This is a genomic window from Pseudomonas cavernicola (genome assembly GCF_003596405.1).
Classification (GTDB): Bacteria; Pseudomonadota; Gammaproteobacteria; order Pseudomonadales; family Pseudomonadaceae; genus Aquipseudomonas; species Aquipseudomonas cavernicola.
Genome location: NZ_QYUR01000006.1, coordinates 329,024 through 350,856 on the forward strand (window position 1 = coordinate 329,024; position 21,833 = coordinate 350,856).

At 58.8% G+C, this 21,833-nt stretch carries 25 protein-coding genes, 1 tRNA gene and 1 pseudogene; 6 read left to right on the forward strand and 21 right to left on the reverse strand.

All coding sequences use genetic code 11. The annotated features are described in order from the left end of the window. Positions 1 to 162 precede the first annotated feature (162 nt). The 6 genes from D3879_RS17610 to D3879_RS17635 form a co-directional block, all read right to left on the reverse strand. Positions 163 to 1,641, reverse strand: coding sequence for a flagellar hook protein FlgE (locus tag D3879_RS17610; RefSeq protein WP_119955563.1), 1,479 nt, complete (start codon positions 1,639 to 1,641; stop codon positions 163 to 165). Positions 1,642 to 1,698: 57 nt separating this feature from the next. Continuing rightward, positions 1,699 to 2,376, reverse strand: a complete 678-nt coding sequence (gene flgD, locus D3879_RS17615) for a flagellar hook assembly protein FlgD (protein ID WP_119955564.1) — start codon at positions 2,374 to 2,376, stop codon at positions 1,699 to 1,701. A gap of 21 nt (positions 2,377 to 2,397) precedes the next feature. Then, positions 2,398 to 2,847 carry a flagellar basal body rod protein FlgC gene (gene flgC / locus D3879_RS17620; RefSeq protein ID WP_119955565.1) on the reverse strand — a complete coding sequence of 150 codons (450 nt, stop codon included), beginning with the start codon at positions 2,845 to 2,847 and terminating at the stop codon, positions 2,398 to 2,400. Between the two features lie 14 nt (positions 2,848 to 2,861). Next, positions 2,862 to 3,269: a flagellar basal body rod protein FlgB gene (flgB, locus tag D3879_RS17625; RefSeq protein ID WP_119955566.1), complete on the reverse strand. Its 408-nt coding sequence runs from the start codon at positions 3,267 to 3,269 to the stop codon at positions 2,862 to 2,864. A gap of 260 nt (positions 3,270 to 3,529) precedes the next feature. Continuing rightward, positions 3,530 to 4,357 (reverse strand): protein-glutamate O-methyltransferase CheR, encoded by an 828-nt coding sequence (gene cheR / locus D3879_RS17630; RefSeq protein WP_119955567.1) that lies wholly within the window; start codon positions 4,355 to 4,357, stop codon positions 3,530 to 3,532. 44 nt (positions 4,358 to 4,401) lie between these two features. After that, complete coding sequence (locus D3879_RS17635) at positions 4,402 to 5,334, reverse strand: chemotaxis protein CheV (RefSeq protein ID WP_119955568.1); 933 nt, start codon at positions 5,332 to 5,334, stop codon at positions 4,402 to 4,404. A gap of 76 nt (positions 5,335 to 5,410) precedes the next feature. On the opposite strand from D3879_RS17635, the gene flgA reads away from it, so the two are divergent. The 4 genes from flgA to D3879_RS17655 all read left to right on the forward strand — a co-directional run bounded on the left by flgA (position 5,411) and on the right by D3879_RS17655 (position 8,015). After that, entirely contained in the window at positions 5,411 to 6,169 is a 759-nt protein-coding gene (gene flgA, locus D3879_RS17640; RefSeq protein ID WP_119955569.1) for a flagellar basal body P-ring formation chaperone FlgA, read from the forward strand. A gap of 150 nt (positions 6,170 to 6,319) precedes the next feature. Continuing rightward, the gene (gene flgM, locus D3879_RS17645; protein WP_119955570.1) at positions 6,320 to 6,661 is read left to right on the forward strand and encodes a flagellar biosynthesis anti-sigma factor FlgM; all 342 of its coding nucleotides are present in this window, start codon (positions 6,320 to 6,322) and stop codon (positions 6,659 to 6,661) included. Between the two features lie 49 nt (positions 6,662 to 6,710). Beyond that, on the forward strand, positions 6,711 to 7,178 hold the full coding sequence (locus D3879_RS17650; protein WP_119955571.1) for a flagella synthesis protein FlgN: 468 nt from the start codon (positions 6,711 to 6,713) through the stop codon (positions 7,176 to 7,178). An 87-nt stretch (positions 7,179 to 7,265) separates the two neighbouring features. Next, on the forward strand, positions 7,266 to 8,015 hold the full coding sequence (locus D3879_RS17655) for a flagellar brake protein (RefSeq protein WP_119955572.1): 750 nt from the start codon (positions 7,266 to 7,268) through the stop codon (positions 8,013 to 8,015). A 70-nt stretch (positions 8,016 to 8,085) separates the two neighbouring features. Here the strand turns inward: D3879_RS17655 and D3879_RS17660 are convergent, their stop codons facing one another. The 6 genes from D3879_RS17660 to D3879_RS17685 form a co-directional block, all read right to left on the reverse strand. Then, the gene (locus D3879_RS17660; protein ID WP_119955573.1) at positions 8,086 to 8,706 is read right to left on the reverse strand and encodes a TIGR04282 family arsenosugar biosynthesis glycosyltransferase; all 621 of its coding nucleotides are present in this window, start codon (positions 8,704 to 8,706) and stop codon (positions 8,086 to 8,088) included. Beyond that, the gene (locus D3879_RS17665; RefSeq protein WP_218567844.1) at positions 8,703 to 9,398 is read right to left on the reverse strand and encodes a TIGR04283 family arsenosugar biosynthesis glycosyltransferase; all 696 of its coding nucleotides are present in this window, start codon (positions 9,396 to 9,398) and stop codon (positions 8,703 to 8,705) included. The genes D3879_RS17660 and D3879_RS17665 overlap by 4 nt, the downstream gene beginning before the upstream one ends. Beyond that, a complete protein-coding gene (locus D3879_RS17670; RefSeq protein WP_119955575.1) occupies positions 9,395 to 10,720 on the reverse strand; it encodes an MFS transporter in 1,326 nt (441 codons plus the stop codon). The genes D3879_RS17665 and D3879_RS17670 overlap by 4 nt, the downstream gene beginning before the upstream one ends. 70 nt (positions 10,721 to 10,790) lie before the next feature. Beyond that, positions 10,791 to 12,032 carry a glutamine synthetase family protein gene (locus D3879_RS17675; protein ID WP_177412469.1) on the reverse strand — a complete coding sequence of 414 codons (1,242 nt, stop codon included), beginning with the start codon at positions 12,030 to 12,032 and terminating at the stop codon, positions 10,791 to 10,793. A 286-nt stretch (positions 12,033 to 12,318) separates the two neighbouring features. After that, the gene (locus tag D3879_RS17680) at positions 12,319 to 13,287 is read right to left on the reverse strand and encodes a PA2778 family cysteine peptidase (RefSeq protein WP_119955577.1); all 969 of its coding nucleotides are present in this window, start codon (positions 13,285 to 13,287) and stop codon (positions 12,319 to 12,321) included. After that, complete coding sequence (locus D3879_RS17685) at positions 13,272 to 13,670, reverse strand: PA2779 family protein (protein WP_119955578.1); 399 nt, start codon at positions 13,668 to 13,670, stop codon at positions 13,272 to 13,274. Before D3879_RS17685 ends, D3879_RS17680 begins: the two co-directional genes overlap by 16 nt. Positions 13,671 to 13,892: 222 nt before the next feature. On the opposite strand from D3879_RS17685, the gene D3879_RS17690 reads away from it, so the two are divergent. Next, a complete protein-coding gene (locus D3879_RS17690) occupies positions 13,893 to 14,324 on the forward strand; it encodes an anti-virulence regulator CigR family protein (protein ID WP_119955579.1) in 432 nt (143 codons plus the stop codon). A 24-nt stretch (positions 14,325 to 14,348) separates the two neighbouring features. Here the strand turns inward: D3879_RS17690 and arsJ are convergent, their stop codons facing one another. From arsJ to D3879_RS17730, 8 genes and pseudogenes are all read right to left on the reverse strand, one after another. Beyond that, a complete protein-coding gene (gene arsJ / locus D3879_RS17695) occupies positions 14,349 to 15,569 on the reverse strand; it encodes an organoarsenical effux MFS transporter ArsJ (protein ID WP_119955580.1) in 1,221 nt (406 codons plus the stop codon). Positions 15,570 to 15,680: 111 nt separating this feature from the next. Continuing rightward, positions 15,681 to 16,685 (reverse strand): ArsJ-associated glyceraldehyde-3-phosphate dehydrogenase, encoded by a 1,005-nt coding sequence (locus tag D3879_RS17700; protein WP_119955581.1) that lies wholly within the window; start codon positions 16,683 to 16,685, stop codon positions 15,681 to 15,683. A 23-nt stretch (positions 16,686 to 16,708) separates the two neighbouring features. Then, on the reverse strand, positions 16,709 to 17,224 hold the full coding sequence (locus D3879_RS17705) for a phosphatase domain-containing putative toxin (RefSeq protein ID WP_119955582.1): 516 nt from the start codon (positions 17,222 to 17,224) through the stop codon (positions 16,709 to 16,711). A gap of 13 nt (positions 17,225 to 17,237) precedes the next feature. After that, positions 17,238 to 17,954, reverse strand: coding sequence for an arsenical resistance protein ArsH (arsH, locus tag D3879_RS17710; RefSeq protein WP_119955583.1), 717 nt, complete (start codon positions 17,952 to 17,954; stop codon positions 17,238 to 17,240). A 4-nt stretch (positions 17,955 to 17,958) separates the two neighbouring features. Next, positions 17,959 to 18,576, reverse strand: a pseudogene (locus D3879_RS17715) (arsenic resistance protein); the annotation flags it as partial. Between the two features lie 91 nt (positions 18,577 to 18,667). Beyond that, positions 18,668 to 19,024, reverse strand: a complete 357-nt coding sequence (locus tag D3879_RS17720) for a metalloregulator ArsR/SmtB family transcription factor (RefSeq protein WP_119955584.1) — start codon at positions 19,022 to 19,024, stop codon at positions 18,668 to 18,670. Between the two features lie 7 nt (positions 19,025 to 19,031). Next, positions 19,032 to 19,445, reverse strand: coding sequence for an arsenate reductase ArsC (locus D3879_RS17725; RefSeq protein WP_119955585.1), 414 nt, complete (start codon positions 19,443 to 19,445; stop codon positions 19,032 to 19,034). 442 nt (positions 19,446 to 19,887) lie between these two features. Then, positions 19,888 to 19,962, reverse strand: a tRNA-Arg gene (locus tag D3879_RS17730). Between the two features lie 246 nt (positions 19,963 to 20,208). On the opposite strand from D3879_RS17730, the gene D3879_RS17735 reads away from it, so the two are divergent. Beyond that, positions 20,209 to 20,691 (forward strand): GNAT family N-acetyltransferase, encoded by a 483-nt coding sequence (locus D3879_RS17735; RefSeq protein ID WP_119955586.1) that lies wholly within the window; start codon positions 20,209 to 20,211, stop codon positions 20,689 to 20,691. Between the two features lie 3 nt (positions 20,692 to 20,694). Here D3879_RS17735 and D3879_RS17740 read toward each other — a convergent pair whose 3' ends face one another. Then, on the reverse strand, positions 20,695 to 21,750 hold the full coding sequence (locus D3879_RS17740) for a Glu/Leu/Phe/Val dehydrogenase dimerization domain-containing protein (protein ID WP_119955587.1): 1,056 nt from the start codon (positions 21,748 to 21,750) through the stop codon (positions 20,695 to 20,697). Positions 21,751 to 21,833 lie beyond the last annotated feature (83 nt).

Sequence of the window (21,833 nt, forward strand, 5' to 3'; positions counted from 1 at the left end):
AGCGCTATGCCACTCTCGAATAAAAACAGTAAGCAATTGATATAAAACAAATTTTAAAAACAAAAAAACCCCTTTCGGGGTCTTAAAATAGCGCTGGCGGCGAGTGGCTGCCGCCAGCGGCAAAGCGCTTGCCGACCTATTTCTCAGGCGGCAAGACGCGACTCATCGCAGATTGATGATGGTTTGAGTGATCGCACTCTCAGTCTCGATGGTCTTGGCGTTGGCTTGGTAGTTGCGCTGGGCGACGATCAGGTTCACCAACTGGTCCGACAACTCGACGTTGGAGTCTTCCAATGCGCCAGCCTGCAGCGCACCCATGGTGCCGGTACGCGGCGTACCCACCACCGGCTCACCCGACTCGAACGACTGCACCCAGCCGGTCTTACCCACCGGGGTCAGGCCCTGCACGTTGGCGAAGTTGGCCAATACGATCTGCCCCTGCACCTTGGACTGACCGTTGGTGTAGCGGGCGAAGATCACCCCGGTATCGTCAATTTCCAGACCGGACAATTGCCCGGTGGTGTAACCATCCTGGCTGACGCTGTTGACCGCAAAGGCGCTGGAGAACTGGGTAGCGTCGGAGAAGTCGAAGGCGATGCCGCCCGCATTGGCCTGGGCTCCGTTCCAGTTCCACACCGGTGGCTTGCCATTGTCGGAGATGGCCGGAATCCAGCCGCTGCCGGGAGTCGGCGGATTGCCGCTGGCGGCATTGATGGTCACCGTCATGTCGGCGCCAATGGTCACCAGGCCCGGAGTGGCATTCTCATCGCTAACGCTTTGCAACTGGCCGGTGGAGTTGAAACTCAAACCGAGAGCATAGGGTGTGGTGGAGCCGGGGTCGGCCGGATTACGGCCGTCGACCAGCATCTTCATGTCCCAGTCATTGGCGCCGGTCTTGACGAAGTACTGGGTCAACACATGGGCATTGCCCTGCGTGTCGTAGATGTTCACCGAGGTGGACGAGTTATAGGTGGTCGGGTCGCTGGGGTTGAAGGTGGCGTCCGCGACTGATGCAGCAGAGGTCGCCGCAGCCGCCTGCTGAGCCCCAGTCGGGTTGGCCGGGTCAACTACGCCGTTGACCGGATCATTCAGCCAACGGTTGTATTCGGCGTCATAGCTGGCTTGCCAGGTTTTCGGCGACACCAGCGTCGAGTTCAGGTTGAAGTTCTGATCCAGCTTGCTACTGGCCTTGGGCGCCTGACTCGCCGTCTCGATCTTCAGGTCACCAACCACACCGCTCTGCACATTGCCATTGGCATCCACGGCATTGCCCTGCAGGCGATAGCCGAAGTTGTTGACGACAAAACCATCGCGATCCGTACCGAAGTAACCGGCCCGGGTATAGCCGACATCGCCATTGTTACTGGTGACGAAGAAGCCATTGCCGTTGATAGCCAGATCCAGAGCGTTCTGCGTGTAGTTGATGTTGCCTTGGTTATACAGCTGCGACACATTCGCCAGCAGCACGCCACTGCCCTGCGCGTTGGAGCCTGAACCAAGCACCGATGCGGCATACACGTCGGCAAACTCCGCACGCGACTGCTTGAAACCAGCAGTACCAGCGTTGGCGATGTTGTTACCGGTGACGTTGAGGTCGCTAGTCGCTGCCCGCAAGCCGCTAAGGCCAATATTGAACGCCATGGAATACTCCTTTGCCGGTACAGCCGGCGATTACAACGTAGAAGTTGCTGACTGTAATTACTGGCCGATGACCTGAACCTGGGAGAGCCCAATGCTGCCGAGCCCCGCCAGATTGAGCATCAACTCACCACCGTTCTGCCCCAGGGTGACGCTGTCGACGTTAGCCGGCAGCAGGGTGTATAGCCCCTTGGTTTCAGTACCGAAGACCGCTTGCGCTTCGAACTTGTAAGTACCGGGTGGCGCCACCTTGCCGCTGGAGTCCTTGCCGTCCCACATGAAGCTGACATTGCCGGCGGCCTGCTCGCCCATGCTGACCCGGTTCACCACAGCGCCTGCGCTGTCGTAGATGTTGACGTACACGTTGCTGCTTGACTGTGGCAGCACTAGGCTGGCTTTAAAGGTTTCGCTGGTATCCACCACCGCCTTCTCGCTCGGCACTATCACCTTGCGCCCGACCAAGGAGGACGCCTGCAACGCTTGCGAAGACTGATAACCGGAGACCAGCGAACCCATGCTGGTGTTCAACTTCTCAATCCCCTCCACCTGACTGAATTGCGCCAACTGGGCGATGAACGCGCCATTCTCTTGCGGCGCCAGCGGGTCTTGGTTGTTCAACTGAGCGACCAGCAAGTTCAGAAACTCGTTCTTACCGAGATCCTTGCTGCTCTTCGTCTCAGTCTTGATCTGATACTGATCAAGTAGCGAGCCGGCGGCGCTAGTGCTATCGATGCTCATGCTTCATCCCTCGTTGGCAGCTCACTGACCCAGGGTCAGGACTTTCTGCATCATCTGCTTGGCGGTGTTCATCATTTCGGTGTTGGTCTGAAAGGCCCGACTGGCGGAAATCATGTCGGCCATTTCCTCGACCACGTTGACGTTGGGGTAGTAGACATAACCATTGGCATCCGCCGCCGGGTGATTCGGCTCATAGCGCGGAGTCAGGCTGCCCTGATCCTCGACCACACCGAGCACCTCCACGCCACGGCCAGGCTCGTCTTGATCGGCGAATAACGAACCACGGTCGCCGCTCAGCGACTGCTGATTCTGGAACATGGTGGCAAATACCGGATGGCGAGCGCGGTAGGTCTGGTCGACGCTCGAAGACACCGTCTCGGCGTTGGCGATATTGCTGGAGATGGTGTTCAGGCGAGTGGTCTGGGCACTCATGCCGGATCCGGCGATATTGAAAACACTGGCTAGTGACATGGCATTCGACTCCGTTATTCGCCGCGCAGGGCGCCGATCAGCCCTTTGAATTTACTGTTGAGCAAGGTGAAGCTGGCCTGAAACTGCACAGCGTTTTCCGCGTAATTGGATTGCTCCAGCTGCGCATCCACCGTGTTCTGGTCAATCGAGGGTTGTGAAGGGGTGCGGTACTGCAACGCGCTATCCGCCATGGCTAGACCTTCGGCGGAGAGATGCCGACTGTCCGTGCGGTTCAGCGCAACCGGGCCGCGCTGGGTTTTAGCGCTCTGCTCGGCGAGCACCGAAGCAAAATCCAGATCACGCGCCTTGTAGTTAGGTGTGTCGGCGTTGGCGATGTTGTTGGCCAGAACCTCGGCACGCTGGGCGCGAAAGCCGAGTGCTTTTTCATGGATTCCGAGGGCTGTCTCGAAACTGATGCTCATGGTCAACGAACCTTTGCCTATTGGCGTGTCTGGTTTTCCCTGTCAGACATATAGCAAAGCTCATGCCAATTTATTTTTTACTTATAAATCAACAATTTGAATATTTTTAAGTAAGGAAATAGCCCCTCAGCGGCAAAGCCTTTCCGCTGCCTGGCAAAGCCGGCGGCAACCCTGCCCGGCGTTTTGCCGCATTCTAAAAACAAAAAGGGAGGCCAATGGCCTCCCTTCTTTGATGCATAACCCTACCGCCCTGCCGACACTCACTTCACCTTGTAGATGATCCCCGGGCTGCATTGCACCATCTGATAGTGATCGGGCAGGCCATTCAGCGCCTCGGAAGCACCGAGGAACAAATAGCCACCCGGCCTCAAGGTGCTATGAATGCGTAGCAGGATGTCCTTCTTCACCTCGGCGGAGAAGTAGATCAACACGTTGCGGCAAAATACGATATCGAATTTGCCAAGGCTGGCGTAGCTATCCAGCAGGTTCAAGGCGCGAAATTCGACCCGACTCTTGATCGCCGGCTTGACCGCCCAACGCCCCGCTTCTTTCGGATCGAAATAACGTTGCAGGCGCTCCTGCGACAACCCACGCCCTATCGCCAAACTGTCGTACTCACCCGACTTGCACGCCAGCAACATGGAGCTGGACAGGTCAGTCGCAACGATCTGTACGCCGGCCCGCAGCTGGCCGAGATTGCTGCGCTCGAACTCGTCGATCGCCATCGATACCGAATACGGCTCCTGCCCCGATGAAGACGCCGCCGACCAAATGCGCAATCGCTGCGTTGGATTAGCCTTGAGCAGCTCGGGCAAGACCCGATTCTTCAGCACTTCGAACGGGTAGGCGTCACGAAACCAGAGGGTTTCGTTGGTGGTCATGGCATCCACCACCTGCTCACGCAGACCACTGCGCGGCAGGCCCTGCATGCGCTGTACCAATTCGCCGAGTGTCTTGATGTCATTCTGCTCCATCAGCTTATTCAGCCGGCTGGATACCAAGTACTGCTTATTACTACCCAAGAGGATGCCGCAGGCTTTTTCCAGGAAAGTCCGGAACTGCTCAAAATCCAAATTACCTGAAGACACTGGCGCCGCCTCTCCGAACCTATGTACCGCTGAGAGCCAAGCTCTCAGACCTCAGCTGCTATGTTGATGCGCTCAGCCACCCGCGAAGCCAAATCATCGGGCCGGAACTTGGCGAGAAAATCATCCGCACCAACTTTCTTCACCATCGCCTGATTAAACACACCGGAGAGCGAAGTATGCAGGAGGATATGCAGTTTCTGCATGCGTGGATCGGCACGAATCTCAGCGGTTAACGTATAGCCATCCATCTCCGGCATCTCGATGTCGGAAATCAGCATGAGCAATTCCTGCTCCGGCCGCTTACCGTCATCCGCCAACCTACGCAGATAGTTCAAAGCTTCACGACCATCGTTCAATGCCGTGACCTCGACACCTACCGACTGCAAGCAACGCATCACCTGCTTACGCGCAACTGACGAGTCGTCGACGATCAGTACATGCTTGCTAATGGCTTTGCTCTTGGTTTCCAGATCAATCACACCGGCAGTAATAGCCTCGGAGGTCGGGGCGACCTCCGCGAGAACTTTCTCCACATCGATGATTTCCACCAACTGCTGATCCAAGCGCGTCACGGCGGTTAGATAGTGGTCACGGCCCGTGCCCTTGGGTGGTGGATGAATCTCTTCCCAGTTCATGTTGACGATGCGCTCTACCGAGCGCACCAGAAAGCCCTGAACCTTGGTGTTGTATTCCGTGATGATGACAAAGCTGTTCTTCAAGTCAGCCAGTCCTGGTCGACCGGTAGCCATGGCCAAATCAAGAATTGGAATGGTTCCCCCACGGATATTGGCGACTCCACGCACCACCGGGCTGGATTTGGGCATGATGGTGAGCTTGGGGCATTGCAGCACCTCTTTCACCTTGAACACATTGATCCCGTACAGCTGCGTTCCATCGAGACGGAATAACAGCAGCTCTAGGCGATTCTGCCCAACCAGTTGAGTGCGCTGGTTAACCGAATCCATTACACCCGCCATGCCCTGACTCCCTAATTTAGCCACCGAACGCGCAACTTGACGCTGCAGGCGGCACGGGGCTTGCTTTGAAGCGGTTATGAAAGCGAAAACGACATTTTTTCGACATCTGATAGCCAAACGCCGCACGTTGCTTGGGGCTTTATGCGCTTTCTTTTGGCTCGGCCATAACCCGGCTACCGCGACTGCGGTGACCTTACCCGAACAACTTATCGGCGTAACCCAGAGCTTTCTTGAGCTGACCGTAGAAGACTATTTGCAGCGTAGCGAAATCCAGGGGCGCCCTGAAATACAAATCAACCGACTCGATCCGCGCCTGCGTCTTCCGTTATGCGACAAGGATTTGACAGAATCCCTGGAAAGCCCCGCCCAGCCCATTGGCCGGGTCACCGTAAAAGTTCGCTGTGAAGGCACTTCACCTTGGACAGTGTTTGTTCCAGGGCAGGTACGCCTATACCGCGACGTCGTGATCGCCATCCGCCCACTCAAGCGTGAAAGCGTGCTCGGCGAGGCTGACCTGTCATTAGTCGAGCGCGATGTCGGCCTGCTCAACCAGGGCTATCTCACTTCGCTGGAGCAGGCTCTCGGCAAGAAACTGACGCGCACTCTGCTGCCCGACCAAGTTTTAGCCCCGCTGCATCTGCAACAGGCGGAGGTCGTGCGCAAAAGCGATCAAGTCGTGATTAGTGCCCGCAGCGGCACGATAAATGTGCGCATGCCCGGCGAAGCCCTATCCGACGGTGCGCCTGGTGAGCAGATCAAAGTTCGTAACCTGAGCTCACAACGGGTGATCAGAGCCCGCGTGATCGGTCCAGGTCAGGTTGAAGTGGCGATGTAGGCAGTTTTTTGTAGCGCAATTTAGCTGGCGATTTTCTACACTGGGCGATTATTAGGTTGTTGCAAGACGTACAAATAAAAGCCCTAAAGTTTTCTTAAATATGGCCGATAAGCTTGGCAAGCGTCCAAACACCGTCCGAGGTTTTGCATCATGGTCATCGACTTCAACCGGCCCAACAATGCCGCCGCGCCCACCAACACTGGGCGTACCAGCACTACCCAGTCTGGCAGCCGCAACGAAGCCGTCAGCACCAACCAACCCGTTCCCGCGTCGGCTCCTGCCGAACAAGCCCATACCGCTAAAACCGGCGAATCTGTGCAGCTCAGCCAAGAGGCCCAGCAACTGCAGAAAGTCACCGACAAACTACGCGACCAGCCGGTGGTAGATCAGGAACGCGTCGCTCGACTGAAACAGGCGATTGCCGACGGAAGCTACAAAGTCGACAGTCAACGTGTCGCCGGCAAACTGCTCAATTTCGAATCCCAGCGCTAGTCCCAGGGCTGCGCTGAGAGTGTTGGACGCCTAACTCCCAGAGCCCGCGATGCACGACATTACTCTGCTCCAACTTTTCAACGACGATATCGGCACGGCTCAGCAGTTACTTGAGCTGATCGACACCGAGTTTCAAGCCCTCAGCGAACGCGACCTACCCCGTCTGGAAACCATCTTGGCGGATAAGCAACCGTTACTCGCACAACTGGGGCAGCATGGCAACGAACGCAGCCAATTGCTTACCAGCCTGCAATTGAGTGCTGACCGCGCTGGCCTAACAGCTCTTGCCGAACGTTCCACTCAAGGCACAGAACTACTCGCTCGCAGTGACGAGCTGAGTGCGCTGCTAGAGCGCTGCCAAACTGCCAACCTGCGCAATGGTCGACTGATTCGCGCCAATCAAGCCTCAATTGGCAGCGTGCTTGGCATTCTCCGCGGTGGCGAGACGCCTGGGCTCTATGACAGCCGCGGTGGTGCCGCTAGAATCGCCCAGCAGCGCCCACTTAGTCAGGCCTGACAAACACTTATAACAAGGCGCGGGGGACATGCCGGCACAATGCCAGTATGCTAGTGCCGCAGTATTTTGCTCGGAGAATTCTGGACCGTGTCCAATCCCTTCATCGTGGATGATGGCCCGCAGCCGCCCAAAGTGCTCAAAACGGCGCTGGAAGTTTTTGCCGCCCTACGCCAGCTGCAAGAGAATCACGATCCTTTGGTGATCACTTTTCATGAGCGCACGCAGCGCTTTCAGAGCTATTTAGTCCAAGTCGACCGCGAGCGCGGAGTATTGGCCTTGGATGAAATGATTCCGAACGATGGCGAGCGTTTCCTGAAGAGTGGCGAAACCTTTCGCATCGAGGCCTTCCACGAGGGCGTACGGATGGTCTGGGAGTGTCAGCAGCAGGTACAGATCGGCGAACTGGAAGGAGCACGCTGCTACTGGAGCTCGCTTCCTACGGAGGTTCTCTATCATCAGCGCCGCAATGCGTTTCGCGCGCCGATCAAACAGGCTCAACTGGTCAATGTCGAGCTCGCTGGCGATAAGCTGACCCCTTCAATCAAGGGGCAATTGCTAGATATCTCTGCCACTGGCTGCAAATTGCGTTTTTCCGGTGACGTCAGCAAGCGTCTGCAAGCAGGCCAAGTGTATGAGCGCTTTACCGCTCACCTGCCCTTCGGCGCCATGACCACCTCGGTCGAGCTACGCCATCTGCACTATGAAGACAAGCTCGATATGAGCTTCGCAGGCATGCGCTTTCATCGCATGAGTGGCCTTGAACAGCGTCAGATCGAACGTTTCGTCTACCAACTTCAGCGTGAAGCTCGCCGCGACGAGAATGACGGACTGTTCTAGGGGAGTACTGATCCGCTCACTCCGGCTTGATCAGCATACATTCGACCGGGCATCAGCCTTGATCGCCCACCTAGATCACTCTGAGACGAATCCCTAGCTCAGCCAAGCGCGGTAGATCTTCCGGGCGATCCACATCCCATAGCACCGACAATAGCTCGTGCTCCCAGCCCAACTGCTGCAGACGCTCACAGGTCAACGCCAAGATCTGATCCGTACCCCAGGGCATAGCCTCGAACAGCAGCGGATCGAGCCGTCGCAAGCCCAGCAGCACATAACCGCCGTCTTCGGCCGGCCCCAGCACCGCCTCTTGTGTCGTCAATGCTTGGCAGGCTGCGCCCAGATAATCGCCATCCAGCGCCGGACAGTCATTGCCGATCAAGACCACTGCATCACTCTCCGCCAAGCCGAGGGCCGCGATACGCCGCATCCGCTCGCCAAGATCGCCCGCCGGTTGTCCGATCACCGTCCAGTCGAACGACTCGGCCAGGGCTTCCAGCTCCTCATCCGGGTCCTCATCCAGCCACAGGAAGCGCTCTGTGAACCCCTGCGCAGGCAGGGCCAGCGCACGCTCGAGCAGCAAACGTTGCAAATCGCTGGCGCCCTCTTCGCCCAAGACCGGAATCAGCCGGGTTTTGACCCGGCCTGGCTCAGGCGTTCGCGCCAACAAGTGCAGGGAGATGGACAAGCTCATGACGGCGGTCCTCCGTAGTACTGTCGCGCCAGTTTTTCCGGGCTGGCACCGCAGTAATAGGCTAAGCGCAAGCGCCACATCAATAATACTGTACGCCAGATACCATGCTGCTCCCAGCGGCGACTAGATGTCACCAGTGGCGGCCACAAACAACGCGGTCGGGCCAGGCGTTTGAGGCGTCGCGACAGCTCCAGATCTTCCATTAGCGGCAGTTCCGCGTAACCGCCCAACTCCGCGAACACGCTGCGAGCAACGAAGATGCCTTGATCACCGCTGGCTATACCGGTCAGTCGGGAACGCAGGCTGATCATGTTGCCAATCAGCCGTAGCGATGGGCCAGCACCCGACAATTGCACATCGAAACGGCCCCAGGCCGGCTGTTCGCCGAGCACCTCGAGCAAGCGCTGACAGGCCCGCGCCGGTACTCGTGTGTCGGCATGCAAGAACCACAAGTAACGCCCGCTCGCTAGGCTGGCGCCGGCATTCATCTGCCGTGCACGCCCCGGAGCGGTCGTCAGGATTTGATCGACTGCGGTAACCGACTGCTGTGCGCTGCCGTCATGGCTGCCGCCATCGACCAAGATCAGCTCGGCGCCTACAGCGCGCAGAATGTGCAGATCCTCCAGCAGCCTCGGCAAGTTCTCCGCTTCATTCAGCGCGGGAATGATCACACTGAGCAGCGGCGCCGTCATCGCAATGCTTCGTCAACCGGCTCAGCAGAGGACTCAACCGGAGCTTTCGACGGTTCCGGCTGGTTCTGCATCTGATCGTGCACGATCTGCTCGTCGACCCGAGGATCAAGCGCCGCCACCAACGGAGAACTGGTCATGTTGTCTGGCATCGCAACATGATGCAGCGGTGCATCTTCGACCTGATACAGCTTGGTTACCGCATCCGGGCGGATCCGCCAGACCAGGATAAAGGCACAGGAGCTGACGAAGGCAAAGAGCATATGGGCGCCCAGCTGCCTCATCAACAGCCCAGCCACCAGCGGGCCCAAACAGGCACCAATCCCAAAGGTGACCAGCAAGATAGCGGTCAGCGACACCCGGTGTTCACCCTCGACATGGTCGTTCGAGAAGGCTACCGCCAAGGGATAGAGGCTGAACTGCAGCAGGCTGACCACAAACCCCATGGGGAACAGCAGCTCCAGCGGCACCGAAGGCATCAAGGCCAATGGCAAGGCCGCCAGCACCAGCAGGAAAGCGCAGCCACGGATCAAGCGGGCGCGATCATGCCGATCGGATAACCAGCCCAGCGGCCACTGCACAACCAGCCCGGCGAGGATGCAACACCCCATAAACAAGCCGACTTGTTGAGTGCTCAGCCCCAAGCGACTGGCGTACAGCGGCGCAAGGCCATAAAACGCGCCAATCACCAGCCCAGACACCAAGGTCGTGGTTAACGACTGCGGAACCCGCTTAATGAAAAAGCGTGGCTCCAACGGCGCAGGGTGCATCGGTGCAGGGTGAATCTTGCGCGTCACCGCCACTGGCACCAAGCACAGGGCAAAGCACAGCGCCACCAGCATCAACAGCTCCAGCCCGAGAGCTGGGTGCAGTACCAGCACCAGTTGGCCCAGCACCAAACCGAGGTAGGAGGCGATCATGTAGCCGGAAAAGACCAAGCCTCGCTGACTGGCATCGGCCTGCTCGTTGAGCCAGCTCTCGATCACCATGTACTGACACATCATGCCCAGGCCGACGATGGCCCGTAGCACGATCCAGGCCGGTAGCCAGTCGATCAAACCGTGGCCAAGTACCGCGGCAGTCACCACGCCCGCGCAGGTGACGTAGGCACGGATATGCCCCACCCGCGCGATCAATCGGTGGCCTAGCTTGCCGCCCAGCACCAAACCAAAGTAGTTGGCCGCCATCAGCGCACCGACCCAAATGCTATCCGTCTTATCCGCAGCAAGACGCAGCCCCAGGTAGGTGCTCAGCAGACCAGAGCCAATCAGCATTAGCAGGCTGGCGAAATACAGCGCTCGAAAAGACTTCCAGATTCGATGCATCGGTTTTCCGAGCGGCTCCTTGAATGAGGGGCCGGACCGCTGCGAGACAACGCGGTCCGGAGGCGGAAGCTTAAGCCTGGGCGGCTAGAACGCGGCGCTCCCAAGGCGTGATTTCGTCGAAGAAACTCGTAAGCTCCATCGTCTTAGTAGCAATGTAGCCTTCGATGAACTCCTTGCCGAACAGTTCCCGCGCCAATTCGCTACGCTTCAAGCGTTCGATCGCCGCGTGCATGGTACACGGCAGGCTCAACGCCTCCGGCACCGCGAATTCACCCTGGATCGGTTCGCTCGGTTGCAACTCATGCTCAAGCCCATACAGACCGGCCGCCAAACTCGCGGCAAGCGCCAGATAAGGGTTGGCATCGGCGCCCGGCAGGCGATTCTCCACCCGCCGCGCGACCGGCGCACTGGCCGGGATACGCAAACCAGCCGCGCGGTTATCGTGCGACCAGCAGGCATTGTTCGGTGAAGCATAGGGATGACACAAGCGCTGATAGGAATTGACGTTCGGTGCGAACAATAGCGTGAACTCCGCCAACGCCGCCTGCTGACCGCCAATGAAGTGGTAGAACGCTGGGGTGGCTGCGCCAGACTCATCACTGAAGATATTCCGCCCACTGCCCTGCTCCACCACGCTTTGGTGAATGTGCATGGAACTGCCGGGGGTCTTCGCCAACGGCTTGGCCATGCACACCACAGTCAAACCGTGCTTGAGCGCGACTTCCTTGAGCAAGTGTTTGAACAGGAAAGTCTGATCGGCCAGCAGCAGCGGATCGCCGTGCAGCAAATTGATCTCGAACTGACTGACGCCCATCTCGTGCATAAAGGTATCGCGTGGCAGACCGAGCGCCGCCATGCACCGATAGACTTCATTGAAGAACAGTCGCAGGCCGCTATTGGAGGACACGCTAAACGCCGAACAACCGTCCTCGCGCCGACCGTCCAAACCAACCGGCGGTTGGAAAGGCTGCTGCGCATCGGCATTCGGGGCAAAGACAAAAAACTCCAACTCGGTCGCCACCACCGGCGCCAAGCCACGTTCGGCGTAGCGGGCAATCACGCGCTTGAGCAGGCCGCGAGTGGACAGGCCAGAGCTACGACCATCCAGCTCATCCGCATCGCAGATGGCCAGGGCGCGCGGTATCTCGCTCCAGGGCAGACGGTGAATCTGCGTCGGATCAGCGTTCAACGCCAGGTCGCCATCGTCGCTACCGTAGAAAGACGCGGACGGGTATCCACCCATGATGCATTGCAACAGCACACCACGCGCCAGCTGCAAACGCCGCCCTTCGAGGAAGCCCGCGGCGGTCATCACTTTGCCCCGCGGCACCCCGTTCAGGTCAGGGGTTACGCACTCAATCTCATCAATGCCGGCCAATCGTTCAGCAAGTGAACTGCGACAGTCAGTAGTCATCACGTCTTATCCTTATTAGTGTCCATGCCGCACTCTAGCGATGGCATGTACAAAATACGCACCACCCGTTCAAAATTTCAAGCATGGCCAACAAAGATAATCGTGGGGCAACCAAGGTGACGGTAATCGCGGGAAAAATGTCGCTGCAACATTCTCCCTAAGAAAGCAGTGGCGGCCCAATCCATCAGGGCTGTGGGCACGCTGGCGGGGGGGCGCACTGCCCGGATGCCTGATGGGACTTGACCTGCACCGGAGTAAAACGCTTATCCCCAGGAGCCAGACGTTGAGCACAGGCCCCGACTTTCGCCGCCGCAACCGCACAGCCTCGCTCGGCCAGTATTTGCGACAGATTGAACCAACCGGCAGCGAAGTTCGGAGCGCGCTCGATGCTTTCGCGTAGAGCCGACTCGGCACCCATGCGATCGCCTGCCGCATAACGACTGTTGGCCAAGGCAAACCAGCCCAGGGACTCCTCCGGCCAACGTTTGGTCGCGGTCAGATAGGCCTGTTGAGCCACCTGGATATGCCCCGTTTCTTCCAGGTCACTGGCTGCCTTCAACCAAGGCCGCAATTGCGCACCTGCCGGCAATCGATCACCCGGCAGCGTCAGCACAGCCCAACGTCCACTGCGCGCCCAGGTATTGTCGAAGCTGGCAAAGTCAGTCAGCCATCGGCGGGTGGTGCCCGAGCGAAGAATCAGGCTGCCATCGCGACGGTCGTACCCGACCAATACCGCAAAATGCCAACGCGGATACCAGTCGAACGCCAGGTTCTGCAGCACCAGGACCGGATTACCCGCTGCCACCTCCTTCAGCAGATTCTCCAGATGCGGTTGCAGTGGATAGACGAGCAGCTCATGCGCACGCGCTGCCGCCACCAACTCGACCTGCAGACTGCCTTCGCGCCCTGGAATGAAGACACGATCCTTGAGCAGGCCAGGGCTGGTAGCGACACCTCGCTGAGTGAGCATCGTCGCCAACGCAGCCGGCCCGCACTGATATTCACTCTGTGCAAAAAACGGCACTTCGGTGAGTTCTACCCGTTCCGGCAACACCGCGCTCTCCGGTGATAGCACCGGAGAGCGCGCACATGCAGCCAGCAAGGCAATCAGGAGTAGCGGGAGAAAATGCCAACCTTTCAACGATTTATACATTTGACGAAGGTGAAAAGGTCGGTCGCACAAAGCAGGTCGGTAATGATGAAAATCACCAGAAACAGCACAATGATGCCAATGATGCCGCCAGCCGGAGCCTCATCCAATTGCTGGTTGAACTGCGCCAATTCAGCACTGGTCAGGCTATTGATCCGATCAGCAACTTGATCTCGCTCAACCCCGAGTGAGGCAAGCTTCTTTTGTACCCCTTGATCATCAAGCATCGCCAACAGGTGCTCACGGTCGACCTGTTGCTGCTGTTCGGCCAAGACCTCGGCAGTCCCAAGCATGGCTGCATTTGCCACAGGCAACTGAGCGATCAAAAGCAGGTGGAACAGCGCTAAAACAGCAGCCAATCCACGCAGGAATGAACGATCGAACATAGTGGCGTTCCCCTAGTTGTCCGTTTGAGACACAGGCCGCGAGCGCTGGGTTCCTACGAAGCATAGCTGATCGACCATTGCTGGAATTGAGCCAAATGAGAGTCCCCTCACAGCAGTGGTTAAAACCGCCAGGACTGAACCGGAATGCGCCGCTAAGATCAGTTAAAGCTGCATCTACTTGGACTTTCCAACGCGCACGGCTACCACCGCGGAGCCTCACCCATGCCCCTTCCACGTTCCTTTCTGCCGATCTTCACCAGCCTGGCTTTAGCGCTGAGCACACCGGCGCTGATGGCCGCCCCTAAAAATGGTCACAACAAGCATGACAACTATTCCAGTGGTGGCAGCTACGACGATAACGACGTCACCATCGACCTCAACGGTCCGCAGATAGACATCGGTCGGGTACGCATCATCCTCGGAGATAACCGCGACCTGATCGGCCCAGTGCAATCCCTACCCCCGGGAATTCAAAAGAACCTCGCTCGCGGTAAGCCACTACCACCGGGCATTGCCAAACGATTCGACAGCCGCCTGCAGGGCAAACTGCCGCACTACGATGGCTATGAGTGGCAGCAAGTCGGTCGCGATGTCGTCTTGGTAACGATTGCGACGGGCATCATCTATGAAGTGCTGCACGACATTCTGGACTAGGTCTCAACACTTGGCAGCGGGAGATCATATCGCCTCGGCATGCCTGGGTAAGGCGATAGAGATCAGCGCGGCCAACAGCACGAAGGCCGTCGAAATCCACAGGCAGGCCTCCAGTCCATAAGCCTGGTAGATCCACCCGGACAGCACGGTGCCGAGCAGACGGCCCAGGGCGTTGGACATGTAGTAGAAACCCACATCCAGCGACACCCCGTCTTCCTTGGCGTAGGAGACGATCAGGTAGCTGTGCAGCGACGAGTTCACCGCGAACAGCGCGCCGAACACCATCAATCCACCCAGCAGCACTGCATGTGCAGACAGCCCGGCATTCAGGCCCAACGCGATAGCGGCCGGCAGACCCGCCAGCAGCAGCGCCCAAACGAAGGCAACGCGGCCATCTGGGACGTGGCCGCGCTGCTTGCCGGTGATGGCCGGAGCGAAGGACTGCACGATGCCGTAGCCGATAACCCAAGCCGCAAGAAAGCCGCCGACCTGCCAGAAGTCCCAGCCGAATACCGCACTCAGATACACCGGTAGCGCCACCACGAACCACACATCGCGGGCGCCGAAGAGAAACATCCGCGCCGCCGAGAGGATATTGATCGCACGGCTCTTGGAGAGGATGTCGCGGAACTTCGGTTTGGCTTTGGCCTTGCCCAGATCCCTCTTCAGCAAGAACAGACTACTCAGCCAAATCAGCGCCAGGACTGCTGCCATGGCCAGCACCCCGCCCTTGAAGCCCATCAGCGCGAGCAAGGCACCGCCGAGGAAGAAGCCCACACCCTTGAGGGCGTTTTTCGAGCCGGTGAGGATGGCCACCCACTTGTACAGTGTGCCTTGCTGGCCGTCCGGCACTAGGAGCTTGATCGAGCTCTTGGCGCTCATCTTGTTGAGATCTTTGGCGATACCCGACAACGCCTGGGCGCCCATCACCCAGGGGATGGTCAGCCAGGCGACGGGCACCGTCAGCATCAGCAAGGCCACCACCTGTATGCCCAGGCCGATGTTCATGGTGCGATTGAGACCCAGGCGGGCGCCGAGGTAGCCGCCCACCAGGTTGGTGATGACGCCGAAGATCTCGTAGAACAGGAACAGGAATGCAATCTGCAACGGGCTGTAGCCCAACGAATGAAAGTGCAGCACCACCAGCATGCGCAGCGCGCCATCGGTGAGGGTGAATGCCCAGTAATTACCGGTCACCAGCAAGTATTGACGCACTTCGGGAGACAGGCGTGACAAGGCATGCATCGGAGGTTCCTGTTTGTTGTCGATCAATGCAGGACATGTAGGAGCGAGCTCTGTTCGCGAAGCTGTTAAAGGCTGTTCGCGAGCAGAGCTCGCTCCTACGGGAGGTTTGCCTTACCCGGCCACGCCAACCATGCGGGCCAGTTCAACGGTACGGTTGGCGTAGCCCCACTCGTTGTCATACCAGGCGTAGAGCTTCACCTGAGTCCCGTTGATGACCATGGTCGACAGCGCATCGATGATCGAGGAACGCGGGTCGGTGCGGTAATCGATAGACACCAGCGGACGCTCCTCATAACCGAGGATGTCCTTCAGCTCGCTCTCGGCGGCGGCCTTGAGCAGTTGGTTGACCTCTTCCACCGTGGTCGCGCGCTCCACCTCGAACACGCAGTCGGTTAGCGAGGCATTGGCCAGCGGTACGCGCACGGCGTGACCATTCAGGCGCCCGCGCAGCTCGGGGAAGATTTCCGCGATGGCGGTGGCCGAACCGGTGCTGGTCGGGATCAGGCTCATGCCCGAGGCGCGGGCGCGGCGCAGATCCTTGTGTGGCCGGTCGAGGATGCTTTGAGTGTTGGTCAGATCGTGAATGGTGGTGATCGAGCCGTGACGGATACCAAGGTTTTCGTGGATCACCTTGACCACCGGGGCCAGGCAGTTGGTGGTGCACGAAGCGGCGGTGACTATGCGGTGCTCAGCCGGATTGAACAGCTGCTGGTTGACGCCCATGACCACGTTCAGCGCGCCCTTCTCCTTCACCGGCGCACAGACCACCACGCGCTTCACGCCCTGATCCAGGTAAGCCTGAAGCACGGCGACGGATTTCATCTTGCCGCTGGCCTCAATCACCAGATCGCAGCCCGACCAGTCGGTGTCGGCAATCGCCTTATTGGCGCTGACCTTGATGCGCTGACCGCCAATCACCACGCAATCGCCCTCAGCACTGGCTTCGTGCTGCCAGCGGCCATGCACCGAATCGAAGTTCAGCAGATGCGCGTGGGTCGCCGCATCGCCCGCCGGGTCGTTGATCTGCACGAAGTCGAACGCCGTCCAGCCCCAGGCGGCGCGCAGGGAGAGACGACCGATCCGACCGAAACCATTGATGCCTACTTTGATGGTCATGCTGTTGTTCCCTGAGTCTGTTGTTAGTTGGCGCCCGACTTGTCGGAGTTGAACTGAGCGATGTACTGGACATGGGCCGGAAGCTGGAGGGAGCGAGGACGCAGCGCCTGCACCTCATTGATCGCTTCGCGGAACGGCACCCCACACTCGATCAACAGTTGCGCGGCAATCAACCCGGTACGGCCAGAGCCGCCCTTGCAGTGGATGGCGATGTTCTTGCCCTCGACCAGCAATTGCTTGATCCGCTCACGATGCTGTTCCCAGGCCGCCTGGAATGGCTCGCCGGGGGCCTGCTCGTCCTCCACCGGTAGGTGGAACCATTCGATTCCGAGTAGTTGGCACCCTTCCGGCAGCAGATCGATCTCGTTCTGGAGTAGCTCTTCCCTCGGCATCAAGGTCACCAAGGCTGAAGCACCGGCTCCCTTGAGTGTGTCCAACGCGTCGGCAACGGAGGTGTCCTTGGTGCCGGGGCACGGCGTGAAGATCAGTTGGCCTTTCACATCAGCCGCAGTGAGTATGGAGTAAGGGTGTTGTTGCACGATCAGGTGTTCCTCAGATGGAGCGTTGATTGACGCGTTTCGACAGTTCTTCCGCCGATTCCTTACGCTCGGAGTAGCGGTCGACCAGATAGTCCTGGCGCTCGCGCAGCAGCAAAGTGAACTTCACCAACTCCTCCATCACATCCACCACACGGTCGTAGAAGGAAGAGGGTTTCATGCGCCCCGCCTCGTCGAATTCGAGGAAAGCCTTAGGCACCGAGGATTGGTTGGGGATGGTGACCATGCGCATCCAGCGGCCTAGCACACGCAGCTGGTTGACCACGTTGAATGACTGCGAGCCGCCGCAAACCTGCATCACCGCCAGGGTCTTGCCTTGAGTCGGGCGAACTGCGCCCATGGCCAGCGGAACCCAATCGATCTGCGCTTTGAACACGGCGCTCATCGAGCCGTGACGTTCCGGCGAGCACCAGACTTGGCCTTCCGACCAGAGCACCAATTCACGCAGCTCCTGCACCTTCGGATGGCTATCTGGAACGTCATCCGGCAGAGGCAGACCGGAGGGGTTGAAGATGCGCGTCTCGGCGCCAAAGTGCTGCAACAGGCGTGCAGCTTCTTCCACCAACAGCCGGCTGAAGGAACGCTCGCGGGTCGAGCCATAGAGCAGCAAGATGCGTGGCTTGTGCGTGGTTTTCAGTTCAATGCCGAGCTTTTCAGGCGTCGGCAGTTCGACCAGTTCAGCATCGAGATTGGGGGTGTGATCGTCGTACATGAATTCACTCCTGCGCGAGGGCGCCGTTGGGCTGATCGAACCAGCGGCGCTTCAACCAGAAGGCCACGCCGACCAGGGAGATCAGCACCGGCACCTCCACCAGCGGGCCGATCACCGTGGCGAAGGCCACCGGCGAGGCGAGGCCGAAAGTTGCGATGGCCACGGCTATGGCCAGCTCGAAGTTGTTGCTGGCAGCGGTAAAGGCCAGTGCGGTTGTACGGGGATAGTCAGCGTGGAGCAGCTTGCCCATCCAGAAGCTGATGAAGAACATCACCACGAAGTAGATAGTCAGCGGGATGGCTATAAGCAGCACGTCCAGCGGCAGTTGCAGCACCCTGTCGCCTTTGAGGCTGAACATCGCAACGATGGTGAGCAGCAGCGCAATCAGGGTCAGCGGACTGATCTTCGGGATGAAGCGCTCGCTGTACCAGGTTTGGCCCTTGCGGCTGATCAGAATCTTGCGAGTGAGGAAGCTGGCCAGGAACGGAATGCCCAGATAGATCAGCACGGATTCTGCGATGTCGACGAATCTGGCATTGATCACACTGCTTTCCAGGCCGAACAGTGGTGGCAGCAGGCCGAGGAAAATCCAGGCATACACGCTGACGAACAGTATCTGGAAAAAGATGCTGCGGCAGCTGTTGGCCGTGCAGAGGAACAGGATCTTCATCGGGTAATCTCGTAATGGCCGAGCAAAGCCCAGACGAACGGGCTCAGCAGCAGACAGCAAGCCGTTCCGGCCGGTCGCCCATGCCTTCGAGGCGTTTCGAGTCAGGACTTAGCCAGTGCTTGTTGGCGTCGAGCACGGTGCTCAGAATGCTGTGCACCCAGTCCGGCAGGTTCGGGTGCAGACGGTAGTACACCCATTGCCCCTGGCGTCGATCCTCAAGCAGCCCGCAGGTACGCAGCTGCGCCAGGTGCCGAGAAATCTTCGGCTGGCTCTCATCCAGCGCACAGGTCAACTCGCAGACGCACAATTCGCCTTCGCGTGCGATCAGCAGCATCACGCGGACGCGGGTTTCGTCAGCCAGGCATTTGAATACGGTGGTCGGTGTCAGATGGTCAGCCATAGCGGTCTCAACGTTTGGTTTTCACCAGAACGAACATCTTGATGCGTTCATGGATCTCGTGAAGGGTGTGGCGGAATGCATCGGGCTTGCTGCTGGTCACCGGATCTTCGAAGTTCCAGGCCAGCACCTCACCCGCTCCAGGCAGGGCCTGACACTCCAGCGCCGATTTATCGCACAGGGTGATGATGTAATCGAAGCGTTCACCCTCGAACTCATTGATCGACTTGCTGCGCAGCCTTTCGGTGCTCACCCCCGAATGTTCGAGAGCATCTAAGGTGTGGGGGTCAACCTCGCTGGGCGCAGTACCGGCACTGAATGCCTCGAAGTGCTCGGAATCGGTATGCCGCAGCAGCGCCTCGGCCAGCTGCGAACGTGCAGCGTTGGCGACACAAACGAACAGGACGCGGGTCTTGTTGGTCATGACTGGCTCTCAGTACACATACGGGAAAACAAATATATGAATATTCGTATATAGAGTAAAGACTTCGAGTCGAACGGTGGCGTCATACTTTATGAATTTTCTAGCAAGCCGAAATTTATCCGGCTGCAAGCCTGATTTTTCAGGGCTCACAAGCTGCTTCAGACAAGTTTTTTCGGCAATAAACATCTGAGATATTGCATATGCAAATTTTGTAATTAATACATCACTATTGAGGCAGTAAGCAGGAGCCTGCTGATGAGAAAACGGAAGAGCCTCAAGGCGCACGCTGAGTCAGCCCCGCAGTTCAACAACTCTGGGACAGGTCAGGATTAGATAGAAGGCGGTGAGCGTTACCCTAGGATGGGACGCCTTGGAATGAGCGGCCGGGCCTTTCGATTGAAGCGCGCGATGCGCACCTAAAGACCAAAGAAGCCAGAGGTTATGGTGTCCCCTGCTGGAGTCGAACCAGCATCTAGCCCTTAGGAGGGGCTTATTCTATCCATTGAACTAAGGAGACAACGCGTAAAGCAGCGACAGATTCTACCCGTTTCCAACAGTTCAGTAGATGGATGTCTAGAAGAACTACACACCCTTCCCATCACAGGGATGCTCCATCCAGTTGAGCAACGGAAATCTGCCAACTATCGTGCTAAACAGTGCACGACAGGATAACCGGGCGGCATGTTAACGGCCGGCGAGATTTTTGTCATGCCGTCGCCATCCGCGTTACCCATACTCAACTGAACCATGCAGGAGCGCCGCCATGTCCCACGCCCCCAATGCTGCTCAGTTACCTGATTCGCCGTTCGCTACGTTTAGCCTGCGCGCCGCCTGCAGTGCGGATGCCGCGAAGCTCGCCAACTTGTTGCAGCAACTCGGCAACGATGACCCACGCCCCGACCCAACCTTGCTGGCTTTACGCCTAGCCGAGCTACCGGCCAGCCGCGAAGTGCTGGTGGCCGAGCGCGATGGCCAACTGCTCGGCACCTGCACGCTCAACCTGATCGAACACCTGGCGCACAACTTCGCGCGCTCGGCAGTCCTCGAAGACATGGTGGTGGACAGTCAGCAGCGTGGCCTCGGTATCGGCCAGGCACTGATCGAGAAAGCCGCCGAACGTGCCCGCGCCTGGGGTTGCTACAAACTGGCGCTTTCCACCAACCAGAACCGCGAGGTCGCGCATCGCTTCTACGCGGCCCTGGGTTTTCAGCCCCATGGGATCAGCTTGGCGCTACCCCTGGGTTGATCACTACTTCGCGCCGAAGCGTTCCTCGGCCAGGCGATCCGCGACGGCCGTAGTAGTACGGCCCTCCTGCTCGGCGCGGACGAAGATCTGCCGCAGGGTGTTGCCGATGCCTTCGATATGCGCCTTCAACTCGGCGGCGCTGCCGCCGCTGCGCTCGAAATAGACATCGATGATGCCGCCGGCGTTGATCGCGTAGTCCGGCGCATAGAGGCAGCCGTTGCGTACCAGTTCCTCGGCCAGTTGCGCGTCAGCCAGTTGGTTATTTGCCGCCCCGGCGATGATCGGCGCGCGCAGCGCTTCGAGAGTTTGCAGGTTGATGATGCCGCCCATGGCGCAGGGCGCGAAGACGTCGACATCCAGCCCGTAGATGTCATTCTGGCTCACCGCCTTGGCGCCCAGTTGCTCGACCGCGCGGCGCACGTTGGCGTCGACGATGTCGGTCACCCATAGCTCGGCACCGGCCTCTTTCAAGTGCCGGGCGAGGCTGAAGCCGACTTGACCGACGCCCTGGATCGCCACCTTGAGGCCACGCAGATCATCGCGGCGCAGGCGGTGCTTAACCGCCACCTGAATGCCGATGAACACGCCGTAAGCGGTGGACGGCGACGGGTCGCCATTGCGGATGCCGCCGTCGAAGGCTTCACGCTGCCCAGCGCCGGCCACATGGCGGGAGCGCTCGGCCATGATCTGCATTTCCGCCACACCGGTGCCGGAGTCGGCGGCGGTGATGTAGCGCCCGCAGAGGCTGTCGACAAAATCGCCCATGGCCTGGAACAGTGCCTCGCTCTTGCCGGTATGCGGATCGCCGATGATCACCGCCTTGCCACCGCCAAGTGGCAGGTTTGCCAGGGCCGACTTGTAGGTCATGCCACGGGACAGACGCAGCACGTCGCGCAGGGCTTGCTCGTCATTGGCGTAAGGCCACATGCGGCAGCCACCCAGGGCCGGGCCGAGGTTGGTGTTGTGGATGGCGATGATGGCTTTCAGGCCGCTGGCCTTGTCATGGCCGTAGACGACCTGCTCGTGACCATCGAATTCAACGTGGGAGAAAACGGACATGCGGGTACCTCGGGGTTCTTGTCTGGATTGAATGGGGGAACGGCGGATGCCCTCTCCCCAGCCCTCTCCCGTAAACGGGAGAG

What these genes read in the sequence shown, in the direction of transcription:
- arsJ (WP_119955580.1), bottom strand. Translation starts at nt 15,569, where the DNA reads ATGCATGCCTTGTCACGCCTGTCTCCCGAAGTGCGTCAATACTTGCTG.
- flgA (WP_119955569.1), top strand. Translation starts at nt 5,411, where the DNA reads ATGAAAGCGAAAACGACATTTTTTCGACATCTGATAGCCAAACGCCGC.
- flgM (WP_119955570.1), top strand. Translation starts at nt 6,320, where the DNA reads ATGGTCATCGACTTCAACCGGCCCAACAATGCCGCCGCGCCCACCAAC.
- D3879_RS17665 (WP_218567844.1), bottom strand. Translation starts at nt 9,398, where the DNA reads ATGACGGCGCCGCTGCTCAGTGTGATCATTCCCGCGCTGAATGAAGCG.
- flgD (WP_119955564.1), bottom strand. Translation starts at nt 2,376, where the DNA reads ATGAGCATCGATAGCACTAGCGCCGCCGGCTCGCTACTTGATCAGTAT.
- D3879_RS17725 (WP_119955585.1), bottom strand. Translation starts at nt 19,445, where the DNA reads ATGACCAACAAGACCCGCGTCCTGTTCGTTTGTGTCGCCAACGCTGCA.
- D3879_RS17740 (WP_119955587.1), bottom strand. Translation starts at nt 21,750, where the DNA reads ATGTCCGTTTTCTCCCACGTTGAATTCGATGGTCACGAGCAGGTCGTC.
- D3879_RS17650 (WP_119955571.1), top strand. Translation starts at nt 6,711, where the DNA reads ATGCACGACATTACTCTGCTCCAACTTTTCAACGACGATATCGGCACG.
- D3879_RS17675 (WP_177412469.1), bottom strand. Translation starts at nt 12,032, where the DNA reads ATGACCGCCGCGGGCTTCCTCGAAGGGCGGCGTTTGCAGCTGGCGCGT.
- D3879_RS17660 (WP_119955573.1), bottom strand. Translation starts at nt 8,706, where the DNA reads ATGAGCTTGTCCATCTCCCTGCACTTGTTGGCGCGAACGCCTGAGCCA.
- D3879_RS17610 (WP_119955563.1), bottom strand. Translation starts at nt 1,641, where the DNA reads ATGGCGTTCAATATTGGCCTTAGCGGCTTGCGGGCAGCGACTAGCGAC.
- D3879_RS17690 (WP_119955579.1), top strand. Translation starts at nt 13,893, where the DNA reads ATGCCCCTTCCACGTTCCTTTCTGCCGATCTTCACCAGCCTGGCTTTA.
- D3879_RS17670 (WP_119955575.1), bottom strand. Translation starts at nt 10,720, where the DNA reads ATGCATCGAATCTGGAAGTCTTTTCGAGCGCTGTATTTCGCCAGCCTG.
- D3879_RS17685 (WP_119955578.1), bottom strand. Translation starts at nt 13,670, where the DNA reads ATGTTCGATCGTTCATTCCTGCGTGGATTGGCTGCTGTTTTAGCGCTG.
- D3879_RS17700 (WP_119955581.1), bottom strand. Translation starts at nt 16,685, where the DNA reads ATGACCATCAAAGTAGGCATCAATGGTTTCGGTCGGATCGGTCGTCTC.
- D3879_RS17680 (WP_119955577.1), bottom strand. Translation starts at nt 13,287, where the DNA reads ATGTATAAATCGTTGAAAGGTTGGCATTTTCTCCCGCTACTCCTGATT.
- arsH (WP_119955583.1), bottom strand. Translation starts at nt 17,954, where the DNA reads ATGTACGACGATCACACCCCCAATCTCGATGCTGAACTGGTCGAACTG.
- D3879_RS17720 (WP_119955584.1), bottom strand. Translation starts at nt 19,024, where the DNA reads ATGGCTGACCATCTGACACCGACCACCGTATTCAAATGCCTGGCTGAC.
- D3879_RS17635 (WP_119955568.1), bottom strand. Translation starts at nt 5,334, where the DNA reads ATGGCGGGTGTAATGGATTCGGTTAACCAGCGCACTCAACTGGTTGGG.
- D3879_RS17735 (WP_119955586.1), top strand. Translation starts at nt 20,209, where the DNA reads ATGTCCCACGCCCCCAATGCTGCTCAGTTACCTGATTCGCCGTTCGCT.
- flgC (WP_119955565.1), bottom strand. Translation starts at nt 2,847, where the DNA reads ATGTCACTAGCCAGTGTTTTCAATATCGCCGGATCCGGCATGAGTGCC.
- flgB (WP_119955566.1), bottom strand. Translation starts at nt 3,269, where the DNA reads ATGAGCATCAGTTTCGAGACAGCCCTCGGAATCCATGAAAAAGCACTC.